Origin of the sequence: Pseudomonas sp. MPC6 (genome assembly GCF_006094435.1) — a bacterium.
In the GTDB taxonomy this organism is placed as follows: domain Bacteria; phylum Pseudomonadota; class Gammaproteobacteria; order Pseudomonadales; family Pseudomonadaceae; genus Aquipseudomonas.
The window spans coordinates 1,709,247-1,728,223 of record NZ_CP034783.1; the positions used below are offsets into that span (position 1 = coordinate 1,709,247).

An 18,977-nucleotide genomic window follows, 5' to 3' on the forward strand; every position below is an offset into this window, starting at 1 on the left:
CGCCATTATAAGAGTTGTTATTCCATTTGGATATTGGACTAACAGCGTTTTTTGCTGTATTGGCGACGAATCCGACAGACGGCATTGGCGGGACTGTAAGAGCTGTGCTAAGCGCTTAGCGTTTAACTTGGCGAACTTAAATAACGACGTAAGCCTCTGATAAATTTATAAATTTTTAACGGGGGGAATTAGGGGGCTTAAGGTTTGGGGTTAAACGGTTATGGGTTTCGGGCTTGGCACAGCGGGCTGCGCTCTCTGAATTTTTTTAAAAAAAATCCTCGAATTTATACTGCCCTATTACGTGTATACGCGTGATGCAAAGCCCTCATACCCCCACCCCCACGGCGCCTTATAAATCAACGGCTTACGTGTTCTCCTGGCAGCCTGGCGCTTCGAGTCGACACCTTACGAATCAATGACTTACGAGTTGACGAGTTGGTCAGCTTTCTGCCTGAATCGACGAACGAATTGTTTGCAGCGATGCTCAATGATTACCGGGGCATGCCCTGTTTTCCTGGGCGCTGCTCGTATTCAGCAGGGTAAAGCCAGATGACCGCACGTCGGATGAATACAGTTACTTGGGGCGCAGCCTTGCCAGATGACCGAATCGGTGCGACCTTGAATACATCTAGGCCCTGATGAATACAAGGTGAGCACCATGAATGTTGGATATATCCGCGTCAGTACCACTGACCAGAACACCGAGCGCCAGCTGGATGGCATCGCGTTGGACAAGGTGTTCACCGATACCTGTAGCGGCAGCACAATGGACCGCCCACAGCTGCGCGTAGCGCTCGAGGTGCTGCGATCTGGGGATACCCTGTGGGTGCATAGCGTCGACCGCCTGAGTCGCAGCCTGGTGGATCTGCTGGGCCTGATGAAAGACCTGAACAGCCGGGGCATCGCTGTTCGGTTCGTGAAGGACGGCGCCCTGTACTGCGACGGCACAGCGGCAAGCGACCTGCAGCTCGGTATCCTGGCTGTAGTTGCACAGTTCGAACGTGCCCGGTTGCTGGAGCGTCAGGCCGAAGGCATCGCCAAGGCGAAGCTGCGCGGCGCGTACAAGGGCGGGGCTAAGGTGGTGGATGATGCGGCAATACGCACAGCGGTAGAGAGTGGCTTGTCGTACCGCAGGGCTGCTGCGCACTTGGACGTGTCACTCAGCACGGTGCAACGGGCGATGCGGCAATGATGGCGCACGCGGGTAAAAGCAATGGGTAAAATCAATAGGTAGCCATTGCGCCAAGAAGCCCGGTCTAGAGGGCTACAACCCTTGGTGCAATCAGTTCAATGGGTTCAGGCTCTATATAATACTGCCTACTCTACATGTAGTAGTGCACACCTTTCACTACTACATTTTCTACTTCTATCCCCTTTTAATTAATATAAATAAGTAATTGAGTAATTGAATCTGTGCGCGCAGTGCTCTATCTAGAGCGTTCCGGGGCAATCACTTCGCATCGAGCAAGCCATTGTTCAATAGCTTCAGCCCATTGAAAACGCCCTAAAATCTGTGCTTTATACCCCTATAGCTTAATAAATAAGTTTTTATAACAATCTAAGCTATGCCTTTCGTATGGGAGTTAGAGTTACCCCCGGCCAAAAGTGCCATCACTCCACGCCCCGAAGATCCGCGACCGAAGCCCATAGTCCCTCGACATAATCCGCCCATTTCTGCATGGCGAGCCGTCGCTGGTCCAGCAACTGCGCCCTGGCATACGTCGCCCCCAGTGCCCCCGGCATCCGATGCCCGAGGCATAGCTCCAAGACGATAGGGTCGATCCCTAGCATCTCATGACCGATGGACCTCCAGCTCGAGCGAAATCCGTGGCTAGTGATGGTCCCGCGTTCGTAGCCTAAGCCTTTACGTATTCTCACCAGTAGCGTGTCGGCGGATATCGGTACGCCAAACTTCCCCGACGAGGGAAATACCCAGATCGATGGCTCGATGGTTTCGCTGGCAGCGGTCTTCCCGAACGGCGAGGGCACACCTGCACCTTTTCCGGCCAGCCATAGACTGTGCTCCTTGAGTCCACGCAGCATGGCGATGGCTTGGTTTGGCAGGGGTACGATGTGCGGCTGCCCGGTTTTGGGTACCGTATAGCGCCATTCGGCTTTGTCGATGTCTACTTCGTCCCACTTCATCGCAGTGAGTTCAGCGGGGCGCACCGGCAGCATCACCAGCAACCATAACGCACTGATCACGGGGTCGTTGTAGGCGACGAAATTGTTCAAGCGGCGCAGGAACTCGGCCAGGTCTTCCGGGGTTTCCAGCGCGGCGTGGTGCTTCGTCTTGTGCTTCCTCAGCAGTCCTTCGCGCCCTATGGCGACGTTCTGGCTGATCAGATCGTGGTTCATGGCATGACTGAGGATCACGCGCAGCAGGGTCAGCGAACGGCGGGCCATGGTGGGGGAGGTGGCCAGTCGTTCCAGAACATCTCTGACGTGGCGAACGGCGATTTCAGTGACCGGCACATTGTCCACGACGGGGTACAGATGGTTTTTCAATGCGCCGCGGTAACCGGACAGGGTCTTGGGTTTTAGATGCGAGTTTAGTTCTAGCCATTGCTCGGCGACCTTCTTGAAGGTCCAGGCTCCCTTAGCCCGTTCTGCCTCCTGTTGTGCTCGTTCGGCTGCTTCCTTGGCTTTCTTCGCATCTAGCGGGCGAATTCCTTTAGCGACATTGTCCCGCGCTTCCTGTGCCAGTTCACGGGCTTTGTCAGCGGAGATATTTGGGTAAGTACCGATGGCGTGCAACCCCGCTTTGCCATCAAGTCGGTATTTGAATCGCCACCACAGTTGCGAACTATTGTTGACCTGCAAATACAGATTTTTGATAGTTCCCTCGGCGTACTTACCGGGTTGGTGCCGTCCCTCGGCAATATCGTTGAGTATGCCCGCGATGTTCTCGTCGCTATTGGCGTTGCGCCGGGGGTAAATGGGGGTGGTGTCCATGGGGTATCCGTGAAGGCTTCGAGGTGGCAGTTACCCCCAAGCTTATCCCCAAAGCTCGATTGCGTACATCGGAAAAAGGGGGTATGTTAAATACAGGTTGTGAGGAAAACCCAGCAGATAAAGGGGTTTCAGGCCGAACGGCTGAAATCTCAGATGATACCGGGACTCCATAATCAAATCCCATACGAGCGCGAATAAAGCACGCACCTTAGCTCAGATAGTTGAGGTGACGCATGAACTGACGGACCTGCTGCAGCAATATAGGAATATTCCTACAGCGGAAAAAGATTAGGACTACGTATCAACTGGATTTTTTGTGAAGACAGTGTCAGCGTCGGTCGTTTAGATGAGGTGTTTGAACTGCTATTTCGCAAGTATCGAATTGTATTTTGCTCGGGGTTTTAGTGTCTGAATTTCAACGTTGTTTATAGTGAGGTCAAGGTCAACAAGTTTAGAAATTCGGATTGTTTCAATGGCTTGGCCAGACAACCCAATAATGGCAACCGATACGCCTTGGCCACTTGCTTTAATTCGTCCAGTTCAGCGGATGTCAGGCTGCTTAGCAGTATGGCTTGCCTGATCATCCCCCGATGACTGGCGTACTCGATCAACTCGAGGCCGGGAAGATCGGGCAGGCATTGGTCGCACAAAAGAATATCGAAGGGGTGCGCCGCCCTGATCATATGTTGCATCGCGCCTTCGGCACTGTCGGCGGGGGTCAATTGAGTGAAGCCGTAACTCTCGAGCAGGCACTGGGTCGCCCTGAGCTGAAAGGGGTGATCTTCTACCAGCAGGATGCGCAGATTGTCTTCGAACATAGGATTACTCACGCTTCATCTGTCGAGTACAACGGAGTGTGATTATTGAGCGAAAATGCCGGACAGACGATCAGTACATTTACCTCAAGCTGTAGGGGGATTCAGCGAGCGTTGAACGTACTTGGATTTTCCAGCGTCGATCGGCCATTCGGGTGTCGAAATGGCCGATCGACCGGTTCCTGTCAATGGTGGGAGCGACCGGTCATTTCCAATGCCATGTCACTGGCATAGCTGTCGGTCATGCCCGCGATGAAATCGATCATGCGCAGAAACGAAGTGTGCAAGGGACCGTAGGGATCGGGCGCATTGTTGCCCAACAAATCGAGGATGCGCCGGCTCTTGAAGGAGGGCGTACGACCGTCATGCTGCTCCAGTGCCGCGCCGCAGAAGGCATTGAGCAGGATTTCCAGGGTGGTATAGGCGCCGATCTCGTGCAGGGTCTTGCGCTTGTCCTGGAAGATCTTTTTGCGCGCCATGTCCTTCGCATTCAACACGCATCGCTTGGCGGGGCCATGCATGTGCTCCACCAGATCGCCGGGCAGCAGTCCCTCCAGCAATGCGTCCTGTTGCTCGACAAAGGCGCGGGCCGCGGCGTTGGTCAGATGTTCGATGGCTTTGCCGCGCAGGATCGCCAGTTTACGCCGGCGCGAGTCCTGCGGACCGAGCTGGCGATAGGTCTCCGGCAAATCGTCACCCACCAGGTCCAGCAGCAGCGATTCGACTTCGGCATATTCCAGCAGCTCCATCTCCAGGCCATCTTCCAGGTCGATGAGCGCGTAGCAGATGTCGTCGGCGGCTTCCATCAGGTACACCAGCGGGTGACGCGCCCAGCGCTGTTCCTCGAGTTGCGGCAGGCCGAGTTTTTGGGCGATCTGCTCCAGCAGCGGCAACTCACTCTGGTAGCAGCCGAACTTGTGCTTCTTGTAGCCCAGTGAGTCCGCGTGTTTTGCCGTCCATGGATACTTCAGATAAGTCCCCAGGGTGGCGTAGGTCAGCCGGGTGCCGCCGTCGAACTGGTGATATTCCAGCTGCGTGAGTACCCGGAAGCCTTGGGCATTGCCTTCGAAATTGAGGAAGTCATCGCGTTCGACTTCGCTCATGGCATCCAGCCAGCCACGGCCCGCGGCTTGCTGGAACCAGTGCCTGATGGCGTCTTCGCCGGAGTGGCCGAAGGGCGGGTTGCCGATGTCGTGGGCCAGGCAGGCCGATTGCACGACCATCCCCAGGTCACTCGGGTCGCACCAGTCGGGCAGGGCATTGCGGATGGTTTCACCGACGCGCATGCCCAGCGAGCGGCCGACGCAACTGACTTCCAGCGAGTGGGTCAGGCGCGTGTGGATGTGATCGTTACTGGAGACTGGATGAACCTGCGTCTTGCGCCCGAGGCGGCGAAACGCTCCCGAAAAAATGATGCGGTCGTGGTCTTTGTGGAAAGGGCTGCGGCCGAGTTCTTCCGGGCTGTGCAATGGCTTTCCGAGGCGTTCGCGAGTAAGCAAAGTTTGCCAATCCAAGGCTGGAGCTCTCCGTCTGATGACTGAGTCCCTAGCTTCCGGGTTCGCGCCATGGCCTGCAAGGGGCAAAACACGCACGCACCTGTAGACGCACGGCGTGCCGGCGACCGGGTAGGCAAGCCGGGATGAACCCCTCGATAAAGAGGTTCGTCCCGGTGACGTTACCAGCATGCAGCCAGAGCGTGGCCTATTGGTTGCGCGAATTGCCTTGCATGACCAGCTTGATCAACGGACCCAATGTGGTCCCCAATCGAACCAGGCGGGTCAGGCTGCTGGTGCCGCCACTCCTGGCGCCTTTGCCGGTGAGAAAACCCAGCAAGGTCACGGCGGCCATGCCCCAGAGCGGGGCGTGTTTGATGCCGAAGCTCCCCTGCAGGTTTTGCGTCATCCCGCGCACACGCTGCAGGGGTTGCAGCAGTTGCGCGGATTCGTGGCGGATTTCCTGGCGATGCATTTCCATGCGCAGGCGGATCAATGCCTTGCGCATTTCCGTGCGCGAGTTGTTATTAGGCAATGCAGGCAGACTCATGGCAGCAGGCGCTCCCGATCATTGGCCAATTCTTCCAGCGTGCCGTGAAAGGGCGAGGACTCATCGAAAATCGCCGCTCTCAACCGCATCCCGCAGAATATGGCCGCGAGGGTATAGAACACGCATAGCCCGATGATGGCCGGCAGGCGATAGGTGTCCCAGAACAGGATCAACACCAGCGTCGACAAGCCCACCAGCAACAGCAAGGCAAACACCAGCGCGAGGCCGGCGAACAGCAACAGGCTGACGGTGCGGGCCTTCTGTTCCTGCAGTTCGATGCCGAACAGTTCGACATGGCTGTGCAGCAGCCCAAGAAAAGCGGCACCCAGGCGCCGCGGTGAGGAGCTTGGGCCCGTCGCGGACGAGCCGGATTCGCCGATCGCCATAATCAGCGCCGAGTGGCCAGCAGGCCAATCAGGAAGCCTACGCCCGCCGCTATCCCGACCGATTGCCATGGGTTGGCCTGAACATAGTCTTCAGTCGCGGTGACGGCGGCCTTGCCGCGTTCGCGCAGGGAATCTTCGGTCAGTTTCAAGGTTTCCCGGGCACGCAGCAGGCTGTCGTGGATTTGCGAGCGCAATTCATCGGCCTGATCGCCGGCCAGCGTCGCCGTGTGTTCCAGCAACCGCTCGGTGTCGCTGACCAGTGTTTGAAAGTCATTCATCAGAATTTCTTGAGCAGTCTTTGCCTTGATGCTGGCCATGGGTGGATCTCCGTAAGTGGCGTCTGTTGCGTTCGAGTATGAGCCTTGCGTGAAGGTTCAGTACAAATGACTGGTACAACTTTTGCTATGTCGTGGTGCGTCCGCCTGCGTTGTTGCGCTGTTGCCGGGCATGATTCGAGCGAAACCTTATCTCAAATAAAGAAAACTCGCGCAAAGGCTCCAACCTTGTGCGCCAAAGTGGCTCAGCGGATCCCTGTACCGGTCCGGGAGCGTTGCAACTTGGTGCATGAATTGTCTGTGCGAACTGCTTTGGTGCTTTTTTAGCCTTCAGGTCTGCCAATCCATGGAAAATCTGCAAAGCGCTGTGGACAGTCTGATCCATAGCTCCAACACGTTGTTCATTCTCGGCGGCGCGGTCATGGTGCTGGCCATGCACGCCGGTTTTGCCTTCCTGGAAGTCGGCACGGTCCGACAGAAGAATCAGGTCAACGCCCTGGCGAAAATCCTCAGCGACTTCGCGATTTCGACCCTGGCCTATTTCTTTATAGGCTATTGGATTTCCTATGGGGTCAGCTTCATGCAACCGGCGGCGGTGATCAATGCCGATCATGGCTACGGATTGGTGAAGTTTTTCTTTCTGCTGACGTTTGCCGCGGCGATCCCGGCGATCATTTCCGGCGGGATCGCCGAGCGAGCCCGGTTTGTCCCGCAGTTGTGCGCGACGGCCTTGATCGTGGCGTTCATTTATCCGTTTTTCGAAGGCATGATCTGGAACGGCAACTTCGGCTTGCAAGCCTGGTTGCTGGCACGCTTCGGCGCCAGCTTCCATGATTTCGCAGGCTCGGTGGTGGTCCACGCCATGGGCGGCTGGCTGGCACTGGCGGCGGTGTTGTTGCTCGGGCCACGCAACGGTCGTTACCGCGATGGAAAACTGGTCGCGTTCGCCCCCTCCAGCATTCCTTTCCTGGCATTGGGTTCGTGGATCCTGATCGTCGGCTGGTTCGGTTTCAACGTGATGAGTGCGCAAACCCTGCAAGGTCTCAGCGGCCTGGTGGCGGTGAATTCGCTGATGGCCATGGTCGGCGGCACCGTGGCGGCGTTGATCGTCGGGCGCAATGACCCGGGCTTTCTGCATAACGGCCCGCTGGCCGGGCTGGTGGCGATCTGCGCCGGCTCCGATCTGATGCACCCGGTGGGTGCGCTGGTGACCGGTGCCGTTGCCGGTGCGCTGTTTGTCGGGTGCTTTACCGCCGCCCAGGGCAAATGGAAGATCGACGATGTCCTGGGGGTGTGGCCGTTGCATGGCCTGTGCGGCGTCTGGGGCGGAATCGCCTGCGGCATTTTCGGCCAGGTCACGTTGGGCGGTCTGGGCGGGGTCAGCCTGATCAGCCAATTGATCGGAACTGCGCTGGGTGTGATGGTGGCGCTGGTCGGTGGTTTTACCGTGTATGGCGTGATCAAGGCCTTCCATGGTCTGCGCCTGAGTCAGGAAGAAGAGTATTACGGCGCGGACCTGTCGGTGCACAAGATCGGCGCTGTCAGCCAGGACTGAATCAATGCACGTCATCGTCTGCGCCGGGATAAATACCGTGCAACAGGCGATAGCGGTCGTGCCGGATCTGGTCGGCCCGCTCCTGCACCTGATGCGCGGGCAACCCCAGCATGATCAGCGCGTGGGAGGCGAGCATCAGGCTCGATTCCAGCAGTTCCGGCACCACTTCGCTGGCGCCGGATGCTTTCAACTCGGCCAGTTGGCTGTCGTCGCGCGTGCGTACCAGGATCGGCACGGTCGCGTTGAGTCGCCGCGCTTCCTTGAGGATCAGTAAAGCGATGTCGGTCTGATCCACGGCGATCACCAACAGCCTGGCGCGCTCCAGCCCTGTCGCGATCAGCAGTTCACCGCGGCGTGAGTCGCCATAATGCACACAGGATTCACCCACGGCGGCTTCCTGGACACGCACCGGATCTATATCCAGTGCGATATAGGGTTGCTGCACATTGCGCAGTGCGCGTCCGATCGACTGGCCGACACGACCATAGCCACAGATCACTGCATGGCCATGCAAGTCGGCGGTGAGCGCGCTGATTTCCTCGAGTTTCGCTTCTTCATTGGGTTTGCGGTGCAGGCGTGTCGCCAGGTGAGGCGCGGCGCGCAATAGCAGCGGCGTGACGAGCATCGAACAGAAAGTTGCCGCCAGCAGCAGGCCGCCAAAATCGGCGGGCATCAGTGTGTTCTGCTGCATCTGCGCCATCAGCGCAAAGCAGAACTCGCCGCCCTGGGCCAATGCCAGGCCGCTGCGCCAGGCCGTTTCGCCATCGCTGCCGCGCCATTTGACCAGGAGCGCAACGACGCTGCCTTTGATCAGCAACAACCCCAGGGTCAGGCCGAGGATCAGCAGGCCGTGGCTGGCGAACAACTGCAAATCGATCAGCATGCCGATACTGACAAAGAACAGGCCGAGCAGAATGTCGCGGAAGGGGCGGATGTCGGCTTCGATCTGGTGCCGGTAGTGGCTTTCTCCCAACAGCATGCCGGCCAGGAATGCACCCAGGGCCGGGGAGAGGCCGAGCAGGTGAGTCAACCATGCCGTCAGCAGCACGATGACCAGCGCCAGCAGCACGAACAGCTCAGCGGAGCGGGCTGCCGCCACTTCATGGAACAGCCGCGGCAGTACCCAGCGACTGGCCAGCAGCAGACCGACGAACAGCACCACGGTCTTGCCCAGCGTCAGTGGCAGCGCCCAGTACCAGGCCTGATCGCTGTTGCCGGCGAACACGGGCACCATCGTCAGCAGCAACACCGCCACCACATCCTGGAACAGCAGCACGGCGATGGCATTCTGGCCGTGGCTGCTGAAAATCTCGCCGAGACTGCCCAGCTCCTTGCTGACGATGGCGGTGGAGGACAACGACAAGCCGGCACCGAGCAACAGCGCAGGCAGGGTCGAGATGCCGAGCACCATCAGCAACCCACCCAGCAGCATTGCGGTGCCCAGCACCTGCAGGCTGCCGAGGCCAAACACCACTCGGCGCAACGCGAGCATTTTCGTCAGGGAAAACTCCAGCCCCAGGGAGAACAGCAGGAAAACCACCCCCAGTTCGGCGAGGTCCGGCAAATCTTCGCCTTCATTGACCCAATTGAATGCGGACGGCCCGATCATCAGCCCCACGCACAGGTAGCCGAGCACCGGCGGCAAGCGCAGGCGCTGGAACAGTGCAATCACCACCAGGGAGGCGGTGAATATGATCAACAGGTTGGCGAACACAAAACTCTCCGGCAATAGGTCTGGCTACTCAAGCGTAGAAGCAAAAAAGCCGCGAGCATCGCGCAAGTGTCATTCTGCACGAATGATTTGAGTCAGCGTTTGCCGACATTTTCTGTAATTCACCGTTGCTCAGGCGCGCGGTTCATTGGCTCGACGGCTTTTGATCGCCGGCCTAGAATGAACGCCTACTTAGTCGGGTCTTGTCGTCATGCCTCCTGAATGTCAGCTGTTCGGCACCGTTGGGTGCCATCTGTGTGAAGTGGCCGAAGCCATGCTGATGGAATTTGTCGAGCGTGGCCTGCTGGTGGAGCTGGTGGATATCGCTGCGGACGAAACCTGGTTCGAAGCCTACAGTTTGCGTATTCCGGTATTGCGGCGGGTCGATACCGGCGCGGAGCTGGGCTGGCCGTTCAGTGCCGATCAGGTGGTGGCGTTCTTGCGTTGACCGGACGCTATCGGTGCCGACCCACCCGTCGCCGTTCTCGTTTCTTCCATTGGCGAAAAGCAGGTTAATCGGATACTGTATGTTCATACAGCTATTCCGGTTGTCTGCCACGCGCCCTTCTGCGAGATTGGGCAGGCGATCCCAGAAGTGAGAGGGATGAACTTGGTCAAAGTCGAACAATTGAAGAACAGCGTGAACCGGATGTCGGCGGACGTGGTGCGCGAGGCCGTCCTCGAATTGCGTCTGGATGGCCTGGTCACCGAAGGAAAAACCCCCTTCAACAAGCTGCATTTCAACACCTGTTTCGCCGAAATCGAAGCCTTGTTCCAGCGCGCGGGTTATCACAGGCAGCTGGATGTCGTGGGTTATCAGGGCTTGTTGTATGCCCTTTATGATCCAGGGCGCTGGGAGGCGGTCGACGTGCTGCGCTGGCTCAAGGAGTTCACCGACGCGGCGGCGCAGACCCGATCCCTACCGGCTTGAGGATTCTCTTCTAGGTTCGATCCGGCTGCTGTTGGATAATGCCGCCCTGTATCGAGGGTCAGAACGTTCGTATGTCCACTTCATCTTTTTCTGCAGCACACGCCCAGGCCAGTACGCTCTACTTGCCGCCGGGTCCGTGGCAGACCGTGCTCGATTGCCTGTGTGAGCACTTCAGCGCCATAGGCCGTGAACAATGGCTGGACAGGATCGCCCGTGGGCGCGTCCTCGACGGGCATGGCGCACCGATTGCCCTTGATCTGCCTTACAAGGAAGGTCTGCGGATTCACTACTTTCGAGAAGTGCCGGACGAAAAGCCGATCCCGGTGGTCGAGTCGATCCTGTACGCGGACGAACACCTGGTGGTGGCGGACAAACCGCATTTCCTGCCAGTGACGCCGGCCGGGGAATACGTGGAGCAGACCCTGCTGCGACGATTGATCCGCCGCCTGGATAACCCGCACCTGGTGCCATTGCACCGCATTGACCGGCACACGGCGGGGCTGGTGCTGTTTTCCGCCAACCCTCGCAGCCGCTCGGCATATCAGTCGTTGTTTCCTGCGCGGCAGATCGAAAAGCGCTACGAGGCGATTGCCAGGGCACTGCCTGATCTCTCTTTTCCCCTGGTGCACAAGAGTCGGCTTATCGATGGCGAGCCGTTCTTCCGCATGCAGGAAGGTCCGGGCGTCAGCAATACCGAGACGGCCGTCGAGGTCCGGGAGAAGAACGGTGATCTGTGGCGGTATGCCCTTTACCCGGTGACGGGCAAGAAGCATCAATTGCGCGTGCACATGACCGCCCTGGGCGCGAGTATCTGCAACGACCCGTTCTATCCTCAGGTGCTCAAGGACGTCGTGGATGACTATGCCAATCCTTTGAAGCTGCTTGCCCAGGGGCTGCGGTTTGTCGATCCGGTGAATGGCCAGGACAGAAACTTCGAAAGCGCGATCACGCTGCAGTGGTGAGCACCGTTTCCCGGGCACGAAAAATGGCCACGAAAAAGCCCGCATAAAGCGGGCTTTTTGTATCCGGTCGTCAGCGCAAGGATTACAACTCCTTGACGGTACGCACCTGGTCCTTGTTGACGCGGTTATGCTTGCCATCCAGTTGTTCGAATTCGTAGAAACCCGATTCGTCATCGTATGTAGGAGCGTCGACGGCCTGTATTTCGCGACCGTCATTCAAGGTGATCACTGTCGGCGAGGCGCAACCGGCAAGGGTCGCGAGGCCCAGTGCGAGCATGAAAGTGGCGAGGGTCCGTTGAGTCATGAGTGTGTCTCCGATTTGAATTCTTTTGGTTACTGAGCTTGAGACGTATACAACGAGTGCAAGTTCCGCGGGTCGTGTCAGTCTGGCACAGTGTTATGGGTACTTAACAGTTCCGGGGTATTGAGGTTGGCCAGGCGAGGGTCATGTTCGGGGCATTGCAGGGCATGGGCCCCCAGCTTGCGCATGAGGCGACCCGGGCTGCGCTCACCCTCGTGCCAGGCACGTTCAAAAGCGTTGGAAAGTGCCACGGGGATGATGCACAGCAAGGGCTCCCAATGTTCGCCCTGGCGCAGCATCAAGGGTTTGTCCGGATGCTGGCTGGCGGTTTCGCGCATGCCCTGCAGCAACGCGGCATCGATACGGGGCACATCGCAGGGCAATATCATCAGTTGCGCATGCCTGGCGGCCTTCAGGCCTGCCCGGATACCGGCCAAAGGCCCTGGAAAATCCCCTTCGTCGTCATGGACCAGCCGGTCGGCGTAGGGCGCGTACTGCTCCGGGTTCCTGTTGCAGGAGATGATCAGGTCATCGCTCAAGGCGCGGGTCTTGCGGTGCAGGTGAGCAATGAGGGGTTCGCCGTGCCATTGCAGCAACCCTTTATCCTGACCGCCCATGCGTTGGCCTCGCCCACCCGCCAGGAGCAGAATGGAGCAGGGCGGCAAATCCATTGGCGAAGTCACGGCAGGTCTCCATGGGGGCGGCGAAAAAATGAGGGGCTGTGATATAACACCGGGCTGTTTCTCCTACAACTGGATGAGCCTATGAAAGCCAAGGCTGATGTACCTTTTGCGCCGCTCAACATCGCGGTGCTGACGGTCAGCGATACCCGTACCCTCGAAACCGATACGTCAGGCCAGGTCTTCGTCGACCGCTTGAGTGCCGCCGGTCACAACCTGGCGGACCGGGTGTTGCTCAAAGATGATCTCTACAAAATTCGCGCGCAAGTCGCCAACTGGATTGCCGACGATGTCGTGCAGGTCGTGCTGATCACCGGGGGCACCGGTTTTACTGGCCGCGACAGCACTCCTGAAGCCGTGAGCTGCCTGCTGGACAAGCAGGTCGACGGCTTTGGTGAACTGTTCCGTCAGATATCGGTGGCCGATATCGGCACCTCGACCGTGCAGTCCCGGGCCCTGGCCGGCCTGGCCAATGGCACGCTGGTCTGCTGCTTGCCCGGTTCGACCAATGCCGTACGCACCGGTTGGGACGGCATTCTCGCCGAGCAGCTGGATTCGCGGCACCGTCCGTGCAATTTCGTGCCTCATTTGAAACAGGCGGCACCCTGTGAATCCCGTGGGTAAGCCAGGCAAGACCGGCAGTCTGATGGCGGTCGAAGTGGCCCTGGCCCGCTTGCTCGAAATGGCTGAAGCCTCGCCGATTATCGAGCGTGAACGCTTGCCGTTGGCGCAGGTCGAGGGCCGCGTACTGGCCGATGACCTGGTGTCGACGCTTGACCTGCCGCCATGGCCCAACAGTGCCATGGACGGTTATGCCTTGCGCGTGGCTGACTGGACGGGCGAGCCGTTGATGGTCAGTCAGAAGATTTTTGCAGGCAAGGCTCCGGATCCCTTGGAACCAGGCACTTGTGCACGAATCTTCACCGGTGCGCCGGTTCCTGCGGGTGCCGATTGCGTCGAGATGCAGGAAAACGCCGAAGTCCAGGCCGATGAGCGAGTGCGTTTCATCGAACCCATGGTCCCGGGGCAAAACATCCGTCCCCAAGGCCAGGAAACCACCGTCGGTGAACTGATCCTGCCTGCCGGCACGCGCCTGGGACCGATCGAGCAGGGGCTGGCGGCATCGCTGGGTTGCGCAGAGCTGGAAGTGATTCGCAAGGTTCGCGTTGCGGTCCTGTCGACCGGGGATGAGTTGCTTGAACCGGGTCAGGCGCTGGGACCGGGGCAGATTTACAACAGCAATCGCGTGTTGCTCTGCAGTTGGTTGCGGCGCCTGGGCTGTGAAGTGATAGACGCCGGTATTCTTGCGGACGATCTGGCGACTACCCGCATCTGCCTGGGTGAATTGAAGGATGTCGACCTGATCCTCTCGACGGGCGGCGTCTCGGTAGGTGAAGCCGATTTTCTCGGGATCGCGTTGCGGGAAGAGGGCGAGCTGACCTTGTGGAAGCTGGCCATCAAGCCAGGCAAACCCTTGACCTTCGGGCATTTTCGCGGCGTCCCGGTGATCGGCTTGCCCGGCAACCCGGCGTCGACCCTGGTGACCTTTGCCTTGTTGGCAAGGCCCTATCTGATGCGTCGCCTGGGGGTGAAGGAGGTCGAGCCCCTGAAGTTTCAGGTTCCGGCAGGATTTGCCTGGCCCAAAGCCGGCAATCGGCGCGAGTATTTGCGCGGACGGCTGGAGAACGGGCGGGCCATCATCTACAGGAATCAGAGTTCCGGGGTGCTGCGCAGCGCCGCCTGGGCGGATGGTCTGGTTGAAGTGCTGGAAGATCGCACGCTGGTCGAGGGCGACTGGGTCAGCTTTATCCCGTTGAGTGAGGTCCTGGGCTAACCCGCCATCCATGTGGGATAGCCCCCTGCCACGTCCGCCGCATTTTTGCGGGCTGACCTCGACCCCGGCGGCTTTTGCGTTCATGGCGACTCCTTATCGACCCACAAGAAGCGTCACGAGCTGGTCGAAACGGCTATTGCCGATCCACACCAGAAGCCCCAGGACCACGGCTGTTCCGCCAGCTGAATAAACCAGCCGGTGCTTGATGGATTTGACGTGGTCACGCATTTCATCCATGTCTCTGCGCATGTATCTGAGGTGCGTCTCCAGTTCAGTGACCCGAGGATCCATGGCGACTGCGCCGGTGGGTGCTGCGCTGTTTTTCAATTCAGCCTGATGACTGGAGCGTTTTTCTGCCAGTGGTGTGACCGGAATGAGCGGTAGCCTGATGTCATGGTTTTGCATGGCACTTCCCTGTTTGTTTCTGCTGATGACTGTTAAATGCAGTCGCCACGTTGGACCAATCTCGGCAGTCTGGTCAATTGAGCCAATTCCTAACGTTTTGTAAGAAAATTCCTTTTTGCAGGGCTCAGGCGGCTCGATTGGAATTAATTCAATTTCCATCGACTTTTCTGAAGGCCGGTGAGGTCCATATTTCCGGTACGGAATTCAATTCATGGGAGTGAGCACAATGAGCGAACGCAGGGCGCTATTGATTCTGCATGGCAAGCAGGCGCTCAACGAGTCGGTGCGCGCCGCCGTCGAGGGCAAGCGCCAACAGGGTTGGGAACTGGCCGTTCGACTGACCTGGGAAGCCGGGGACGCACAACGGCTGGTAGAGGAGGCATTGACCGCGGGCTATGGGCACATCATCGCTGGCGGCGGTGATGGCACCTTGCGCGATATTGCCGAGGCCATGGCCGCACAACCGACGCAGGCCAGCCTGGTATTGATGCCGCTGGGGACGGCCAATGATTTTGCCCGCGCCGCCGGTGTGCCTCTGGAGCCGGATCAGGCACTGGATCTACTGGACGTCGCGCCGAGCGCCATCGATCTGGGCGAAGTGGGCGGACAGGTATTCCTGAATATGGTCACGGGCGGCTTTGGCAGCCAGGTGACGGCCAACACCTCGGAGGATCTGAAAAAAATCCTTGGCGGCGCGGCGTATCTATTCACCGGGTTATCTCGCTTCAGTGAGTTGCATGCGGCCTACGGCGAGTTGCAGGGCCCCGATTTCCAATGGAGTGGCGAGCTGCTGGCACTGGGGATCGGCAATGGCCGACAGGCCGGCGGCGGGCATGTGTTGTGCCCGGACGCACTGGCGGACGATGGCTTGCTGGATATCAGCATCTTGCCTGCGCCGCAGGAACTGGTGGGCACCTTGAAAACACTGTTGGCTGACGGTTTCGGCATCGACAACATGTTTGTGCGCGCCCGTTTGCCATGGGTCGAGATCAAGGTCGCGGAAGGTCTTTATATCAACCTGGATGGCGAACCTATGGAAGGCGACAGTCTGCGGTTCTCTGCGCGGGCGGCGGCACTGCGCGTGCACCTGCCGGAAAACTCGCCGCTGCTGGGCAGCACTCCAACGATTGAGGGTCAACAGGCTTGATCGTTAAAGGCCGCTATGCCTGGGGGTCAAGGTCCGATAAAAGCAGCCGATACCCCCTTTAGTAAATACATCAGAGCAAGCCCAGGAGTCCTTGATGGCCGGCATTCTCGACACGGTAGACCAACGCACGCAACTGGTGGGTGAGAATCGCCTGGAAATTCTCATGTTTCGACTGGCCGGACGGCAACTGTTCGCGATTAACGTGTTCAAGGTTCAGGAAGTGCTGCAGCTGCCGAAACTGACCCTGATGCCCCAGCGCCATCCGTTTGTCTGCGGCGTGGTCAATCTGCGTGGCAAGACCCTGCCGGTGATCGACCTGTCCCAGGCCATCGGCATGCGTGCACTGGTGCCTGGCCCTGCCAGCACTATCATCGTCACCGAGTACAACCGTTCGGTGCAGGCGTTCCTGGTCGGTGGCGTGGACCGCATCGTCAACATGAACTGGGAAGCCATCCTGCCGCCGCCGACCAGCGCCGGTCGCCAGCACTACCTGACAGCCATCAGCAAGGTCGACGATCAGTTGGTGGAAATCATCGACGTCGAAAAAGTCCTCGCCGAAATCGTGCCGTACAACGCCAAGGTGTCCCGCGAAAAACTCGACGATCCAGTACTGGAACACGCCCGCGGGCGTGAAGTGCTGCTGGTGGATGACTCCAGCGTGGCGATCGCGCAGTTGCGCGAAACCCTGGGGCAACTGGGCGTGAAGATGCACGTGGCCAGCGATGGCCTGAAGGCATTGAACCTGCTCAAGGGCTGGGCCGATACGGGCGTGAACATGACCGACAAACTGCTGATGGTCTTCACCGATGCGGAAATGCCGGAAATGGACGGTTACCGCCTGACCACTGAAATCCGTAACGACCCGCGCCTGCGTGGCCTTTATGTGGTGCTGCACACCTCCTTGTCCGGCAGTTTCAACGACTCGATGGTCAAGAAAGTCGGCTGCGACAATTTCCTCTCCAAATTCCAGCCGGACAAACTGGTCGATGTAGTGCGCCAGCGCCTGATGCTCGTGTAGGAGCGAGCTTGCTCGCGATGGACGTGAACGATAACGCATTCATCCGGGATGAACGTGTTGTTCTTAAGTCCATCGCGAGCAAGCTCGCTCCTACAGGGTTTTTGGCCTTTGATTCAGGGCTGGAGGTCGTATAGGGTGGCGTTTTTACTCTCCATGGAGCTGGCCATGCTGCGTCTGAGCGCGCTTTATCGTTATCCGTTGAAATCCGGCAAGGGCGAGATCCTGCAGCAGGCCAGCCTGGACAAGCTCGGGCTGGCAGGGGATCGACGCTGGATGTTGGTTGACGAGGCCAGCGGGCGGTTCCTGAGCCAGCGCGTAGTGGGGCAGATGAGTCAACTGTCGGCATTATGGAATGCCGAAGGCGGCTTGACCCTCAGTGCGCCAGGCCGCGCGCCGATCGATATCGCCTTGCCAGGCAGCGACGCTGAACTGCGGGGCGTGACTATCTTTCGCGACAGTTTGCGGGTCCCGGATGCCGGCGATGAGGCCGGTGCCTGGGTCAGTGAATTCATTGGCAAGCCGACTCGCCTGGTGCAAATACCGCTTGATCGCGCGCGGATCACTGAGGCGGGCTACGGCAAGGATGACGATCGGGTGGCTTTCGCCGATGGCTTCCCGCTGTTGCTGATCGGGCAGGCGTCCCTGGAGGATCTTTCGCAACACGTCGGGCGCCCGTTGGAGATGCTGCGTTTTCGACCGAATCTGGTGATCGAGGGCACGCCAGCGTACGCCGAGGATGGCTGGAAGCGTATCCGGATCGGCGATGTCGAGTTTCGCGTGGTCAAGCCGTGTTCCCGTTGCATCCTGACCACCGTCGACCCGCAAACCGGGCTACGCAGCGCCGATCGTGAGCCTCTGGCCACCTTGCAGAAATACCGTGCCCAGGAAGAGGGGGCGATGTTCGGCCAGAATCTGGTCAACGATGGCAATGGCCAGCTCGAAGTCGGCATGCCGGTGACGATCCTGGAATAAGCGCATCCATGAAAAATGCCCGTGTCCTGGGACACGGGCATTTTTTTGCGCTGTGAAACCTGGGGTTTAGCCGCGGTATTCGCACAGGTAAGCGGTGTCGACAGCCACTTTCAGCTGGAACTTGCTGTTGGCAGGCACGTTGAACTGGCTGCCCGCGGCGAAGGTTTCCCAGTCGCTGCTGTCGGGCAGCTTGACGGTCAGGGCGCCGGTCACCACGTGCATGATTTCACGCTGGCTGGTGCCGAATTCGTACTCGCCCGGCGCCATGACGCCGATGGTCGCCGGACCTTCTGCGGTGCCAAAGGCGATCGACTTGACGGTGCCGTCGAAGTACTCGTTGACTTTAAACATGGGCGATTCCTCAAAAAGGGCTGAAAAGGGCTTAAAAGCGCCGGCCAGTATGCACAAGGCCCACAGCGCCGTCACGCGCTAGAGAGGGAGCACCAGGGGTAACAGGCGTGCCGTGTTGCGCGCGTCTTCCAGTGCCCGGTGTTGCTGCCCGGTGAACTGCATGCCCGCCAGTTGCAGGGCGCCGTTGAGCCCCAGCGGGCGTTCCAGCCGACGGGCCTTGGCAAAGCGTTGCTTGAGGTTCATGTGCGGCACCCGGCTCAGGGCACTGTCGAGCTGCAGGCGTTGCCATTCCTGGAGCAGTTGCTGGCGGTCGTAGTCGCCCCAACTGGCCCAGCCTTCCAGGCGAGCGTGATGTTGGCCGAGCCAGCGTTCGAACGACGCCCAGACTTCGCTCAGCGGCTCGGCACCGTCGACATTGGCCTGGGTGATGTGCGTCAGCTCCCGGCAAAACGGCGTCAGCAAAGGCCGCCGCAAGGGCCGCACGAAGCGCTGGAATGCATCCAGTTCTCGTCCTTTGCGATCCACCAGCGTGGCGCCGATTTCGATGATTTCCATTTCCGTTACTGGCCAGCCACCCTCATCGGTGGTGGCTTCCAGATCAATGACCAGCCAGTGAGGCATCGCAGGGTTCCTGGT

At 59.0% G+C, this 18,977-nt stretch carries 22 protein-coding genes; 10 read left to right on the top strand and 12 right to left on the bottom strand.

Annotation, left to right across the window (positions count from 1 at the left end; all coding sequences use genetic code 11):
* Positions 1–658: 658 nt before the first annotated feature.
* Entirely contained in the window at positions 659–1,192 is a 534-nt protein-coding gene (locus ELQ88_RS10045; RefSeq protein ID WP_138964857.1) for a recombinase family protein, read from the top strand.
* A gap of 419 nt (positions 1,193–1,611) precedes the next feature.
* On the opposite strand, the gene ELQ88_RS10050 is transcribed toward ELQ88_RS10045, so the two are convergent.
* From ELQ88_RS10050 to ELQ88_RS10075, 6 genes are all read right to left on the bottom strand, one after another.
* Positions 1,612–2,955, bottom strand: a complete 1,344-nt coding sequence (locus tag ELQ88_RS10050; protein ID WP_138964859.1) for an integrase arm-type DNA-binding domain-containing protein — start codon at positions 2,953–2,955, stop codon at positions 1,612–1,614.
* Positions 2,956–3,380: 425 nt separating this feature from the next.
* Positions 3,381–3,773, bottom strand: coding sequence for a response regulator (locus tag ELQ88_RS10055; RefSeq protein ID WP_138964861.1), 393 nt, complete (start codon positions 3,771–3,773; stop codon positions 3,381–3,383).
* 182 nt (positions 3,774–3,955) lie between these two features.
* Entirely contained in the window at positions 3,956–5,284 is a 1,329-nt protein-coding gene (locus ELQ88_RS10060; RefSeq protein ID WP_138964863.1) for a deoxyguanosinetriphosphate triphosphohydrolase, read from the bottom strand.
* A 187-nt stretch (positions 5,285–5,471) separates the two neighbouring features.
* Positions 5,472–5,813, bottom strand: coding sequence for a hypothetical protein (locus tag ELQ88_RS10065; protein ID WP_128871572.1), 342 nt, complete (start codon positions 5,811–5,813; stop codon positions 5,472–5,474).
* Complete coding sequence (locus ELQ88_RS10070) at positions 5,810–6,199, bottom strand: phage holin family protein (protein WP_064676499.1); 390 nt, start codon at positions 6,197–6,199, stop codon at positions 5,810–5,812. Before ELQ88_RS10070 ends, ELQ88_RS10065 begins: the two co-directional genes overlap by 4 nt.
* Before the next feature lie 2 nt (positions 6,200–6,201).
* Entirely contained in the window at positions 6,202–6,516 is a 315-nt protein-coding gene (locus tag ELQ88_RS10075; RefSeq protein WP_128871571.1) for a YqjD family protein, read from the bottom strand.
* 304 nt (positions 6,517–6,820) lie between these two features.
* Between ELQ88_RS10075 and ELQ88_RS10080 the strand changes: the two genes are divergently transcribed.
* Positions 6,821–8,029 carry an ammonium transporter gene (locus ELQ88_RS10080; protein WP_138964865.1) on the top strand — a complete coding sequence of 403 codons (1,209 nt, stop codon included), beginning with the start codon at positions 6,821–6,823 and terminating at the stop codon, positions 8,027–8,029.
* 1 nt (position 8,030) lies between these two features.
* Here the strand turns inward: ELQ88_RS10080 and ELQ88_RS10085 are convergent, their stop codons facing one another.
* Complete coding sequence (locus ELQ88_RS10085) at positions 8,031–9,743, bottom strand: monovalent cation:proton antiporter-2 (CPA2) family protein (RefSeq protein ID WP_128871569.1); 1,713 nt, start codon at positions 9,741–9,743, stop codon at positions 8,031–8,033.
* A 208-nt stretch (positions 9,744–9,951) separates the two neighbouring features.
* Between ELQ88_RS10085 and ELQ88_RS10090 the strand changes: the two genes are divergently transcribed.
* The 3 genes from ELQ88_RS10090 (at position 9,952) to ELQ88_RS10100 (ending at position 11,633) form a co-directional block, all read left to right on the top strand.
* On the top strand, positions 9,952–10,188 hold the full coding sequence (locus ELQ88_RS10090; protein WP_128871568.1) for a glutaredoxin family protein: 237 nt from the start codon (positions 9,952–9,954) through the stop codon (positions 10,186–10,188).
* A 162-nt stretch (positions 10,189–10,350) separates the two neighbouring features.
* Positions 10,351–10,671, top strand: coding sequence for a transcriptional regulator (locus ELQ88_RS10095; protein ID WP_128871617.1), 321 nt, complete (start codon positions 10,351–10,353; stop codon positions 10,669–10,671).
* Between the two features lie 71 nt (positions 10,672–10,742).
* Positions 10,743–11,633: a pseudouridine synthase gene (locus ELQ88_RS10100; protein ID WP_138964866.1), complete on the top strand. Its 891-nt coding sequence runs from the start codon at positions 10,743–10,745 to the stop codon at positions 11,631–11,633.
* An 82-nt stretch (positions 11,634–11,715) separates the two neighbouring features.
* On the opposite strand, the gene ELQ88_RS10105 is transcribed toward ELQ88_RS10100, so the two are convergent.
* Both ELQ88_RS10105 and mobA read right to left on the bottom strand, forming a co-directional pair.
* The gene (locus tag ELQ88_RS10105) at positions 11,716–11,937 is read right to left on the bottom strand and encodes a YgdI/YgdR family lipoprotein (RefSeq protein ID WP_138964868.1); all 222 of its coding nucleotides are present in this window, start codon (positions 11,935–11,937) and stop codon (positions 11,716–11,718) included.
* A 77-nt stretch (positions 11,938–12,014) separates the two neighbouring features.
* A complete protein-coding gene (gene mobA, locus ELQ88_RS10110) occupies positions 12,015–12,617 on the bottom strand; it encodes a molybdenum cofactor guanylyltransferase MobA (protein ID WP_138964870.1) in 603 nt (200 codons plus the stop codon).
* An 81-nt stretch (positions 12,618–12,698) separates the two neighbouring features.
* Between mobA and moaB the strand changes: the two genes are divergently transcribed.
* Both moaB and glp read left to right on the top strand, forming a co-directional pair.
* The gene (moaB, locus tag ELQ88_RS10115; protein WP_128871564.1) at positions 12,699–13,238 is read left to right on the top strand and encodes a molybdenum cofactor biosynthesis protein B; all 540 of its coding nucleotides are present in this window, start codon (positions 12,699–12,701) and stop codon (positions 13,236–13,238) included.
* Positions 13,222–14,448, top strand: coding sequence for a gephyrin-like molybdotransferase Glp (glp, locus tag ELQ88_RS10120; RefSeq protein ID WP_128871563.1), 1,227 nt, complete (start codon positions 13,222–13,224; stop codon positions 14,446–14,448). The genes moaB and glp overlap by 17 nt, the downstream gene beginning before the upstream one ends.
* Positions 14,449–14,541: 93 nt before the next feature.
* Here the strand turns inward: glp and ELQ88_RS10125 are convergent, their stop codons facing one another.
* The gene (locus tag ELQ88_RS10125) at positions 14,542–14,853 is read right to left on the bottom strand and encodes a hypothetical protein (protein WP_128871616.1); all 312 of its coding nucleotides are present in this window, start codon (positions 14,851–14,853) and stop codon (positions 14,542–14,544) included.
* Positions 14,854–15,079: 226 nt separating this feature from the next.
* Here ELQ88_RS10125 and yegS point away from each other — a divergent pair, with 226 nt between their 5' ends.
* The 3 genes from yegS to ELQ88_RS10140 all read left to right on the top strand — a co-directional run bounded on the left by yegS (position 15,080) and on the right by ELQ88_RS10140 (position 17,990).
* Complete coding sequence (yegS, locus tag ELQ88_RS10130) at positions 15,080–16,000, top strand: lipid kinase YegS (protein ID WP_138964872.1); 921 nt, start codon at positions 15,080–15,082, stop codon at positions 15,998–16,000.
* A gap of 94 nt (positions 16,001–16,094) precedes the next feature.
* The gene (locus ELQ88_RS10135; RefSeq protein ID WP_128871561.1) at positions 16,095–17,018 is read left to right on the top strand and encodes a chemotaxis protein CheV; all 924 of its coding nucleotides are present in this window, start codon (positions 16,095–16,097) and stop codon (positions 17,016–17,018) included.
* A 165-nt stretch (positions 17,019–17,183) separates the two neighbouring features.
* Positions 17,184–17,990 (top strand): MOSC domain-containing protein, encoded by an 807-nt coding sequence (locus tag ELQ88_RS10140; protein ID WP_138964874.1) that lies wholly within the window; start codon positions 17,184–17,186, stop codon positions 17,988–17,990.
* A 66-nt stretch (positions 17,991–18,056) separates the two neighbouring features.
* Here ELQ88_RS10140 and ELQ88_RS10145 read toward each other — a convergent pair whose 3' ends face one another.
* Complete coding sequence (locus tag ELQ88_RS10145; RefSeq protein ID WP_054614024.1) at positions 18,057–18,341, bottom strand: pyrimidine/purine nucleoside phosphorylase; 285 nt, start codon at positions 18,339–18,341, stop codon at positions 18,057–18,059.
* A 78-nt stretch (positions 18,342–18,419) separates the two neighbouring features.
* Entirely contained in the window at positions 18,420–18,962 is a 543-nt protein-coding gene (locus ELQ88_RS10150; RefSeq protein ID WP_128869357.1) for an exonuclease domain-containing protein, read from the bottom strand.
* Between the last annotated feature and the right edge of the window lie 15 nt (positions 18,963–18,977).

Excerpts from the sequence above, each read along its gene's own strand:
- ELQ88_RS10055 (WP_138964861.1), bottom strand. The coding sequence starts at position 3,773 with ATGTTCGAAGACAATCTGCGCATCCTGCTGGTAGAAGATCACCCCTTT.
- ELQ88_RS10090 (WP_128871568.1), top strand. The coding sequence starts at position 9,952 with ATGCCTCCTGAATGTCAGCTGTTCGGCACCGTTGGGTGCCATCTGTGT.
- ELQ88_RS10045 (WP_138964857.1), top strand. The coding sequence starts at position 659 with ATGAATGTTGGATATATCCGCGTCAGTACCACTGACCAGAACACCGAG.
- ELQ88_RS10145 (WP_054614024.1), bottom strand. The coding sequence starts at position 18,341 with ATGTTTAAAGTCAACGAGTACTTCGACGGCACCGTCAAGTCGATCGCC.
- ELQ88_RS10065 (WP_128871572.1), bottom strand. The coding sequence starts at position 5,813 with ATGAGTCTGCCTGCATTGCCTAATAACAACTCGCGCACGGAAATGCGC.
- ELQ88_RS10150 (WP_128869357.1), bottom strand. The coding sequence starts at position 18,962 with ATGCCTCACTGGCTGGTCATTGATCTGGAAGCCACCACCGATGAGGGT.
- ELQ88_RS10140 (WP_138964874.1), top strand. The coding sequence starts at position 17,184 with ATGCTGCGTCTGAGCGCGCTTTATCGTTATCCGTTGAAATCCGGCAAG.
- ELQ88_RS10075 (WP_128871571.1), bottom strand. The coding sequence starts at position 6,516 with ATGGCCAGCATCAAGGCAAAGACTGCTCAAGAAATTCTGATGAATGAC.
- ELQ88_RS10105 (WP_138964868.1), bottom strand. The coding sequence starts at position 11,937 with ATGACTCAACGGACCCTCGCCACTTTCATGCTCGCACTGGGCCTCGCG.
- ELQ88_RS10080 (WP_138964865.1), top strand. The coding sequence starts at position 6,821 with ATGGAAAATCTGCAAAGCGCTGTGGACAGTCTGATCCATAGCTCCAAC.
- ELQ88_RS10135 (WP_128871561.1), top strand. The coding sequence starts at position 16,095 with ATGGCCGGCATTCTCGACACGGTAGACCAACGCACGCAACTGGTGGGT.
- ELQ88_RS10100 (WP_138964866.1), top strand. The coding sequence starts at position 10,743 with ATGTCCACTTCATCTTTTTCTGCAGCACACGCCCAGGCCAGTACGCTC.
- ELQ88_RS10070 (WP_064676499.1), bottom strand. The coding sequence starts at position 6,199 with ATGGCGATCGGCGAATCCGGCTCGTCCGCGACGGGCCCAAGCTCCTCA.
- ELQ88_RS10125 (WP_128871616.1), bottom strand. The coding sequence starts at position 14,853 with ATGCAAAACCATGACATCAGGCTACCGCTCATTCCGGTCACACCACTG.
- moaB (WP_128871564.1), top strand. The coding sequence starts at position 12,699 with ATGAAAGCCAAGGCTGATGTACCTTTTGCGCCGCTCAACATCGCGGTG.
- yegS (WP_138964872.1), top strand. The coding sequence starts at position 15,080 with ATGAGCGAACGCAGGGCGCTATTGATTCTGCATGGCAAGCAGGCGCTC.
- ELQ88_RS10050 (WP_138964859.1), bottom strand. The coding sequence starts at position 2,955 with ATGGACACCACCCCCATTTACCCCCGGCGCAACGCCAATAGCGACGAG.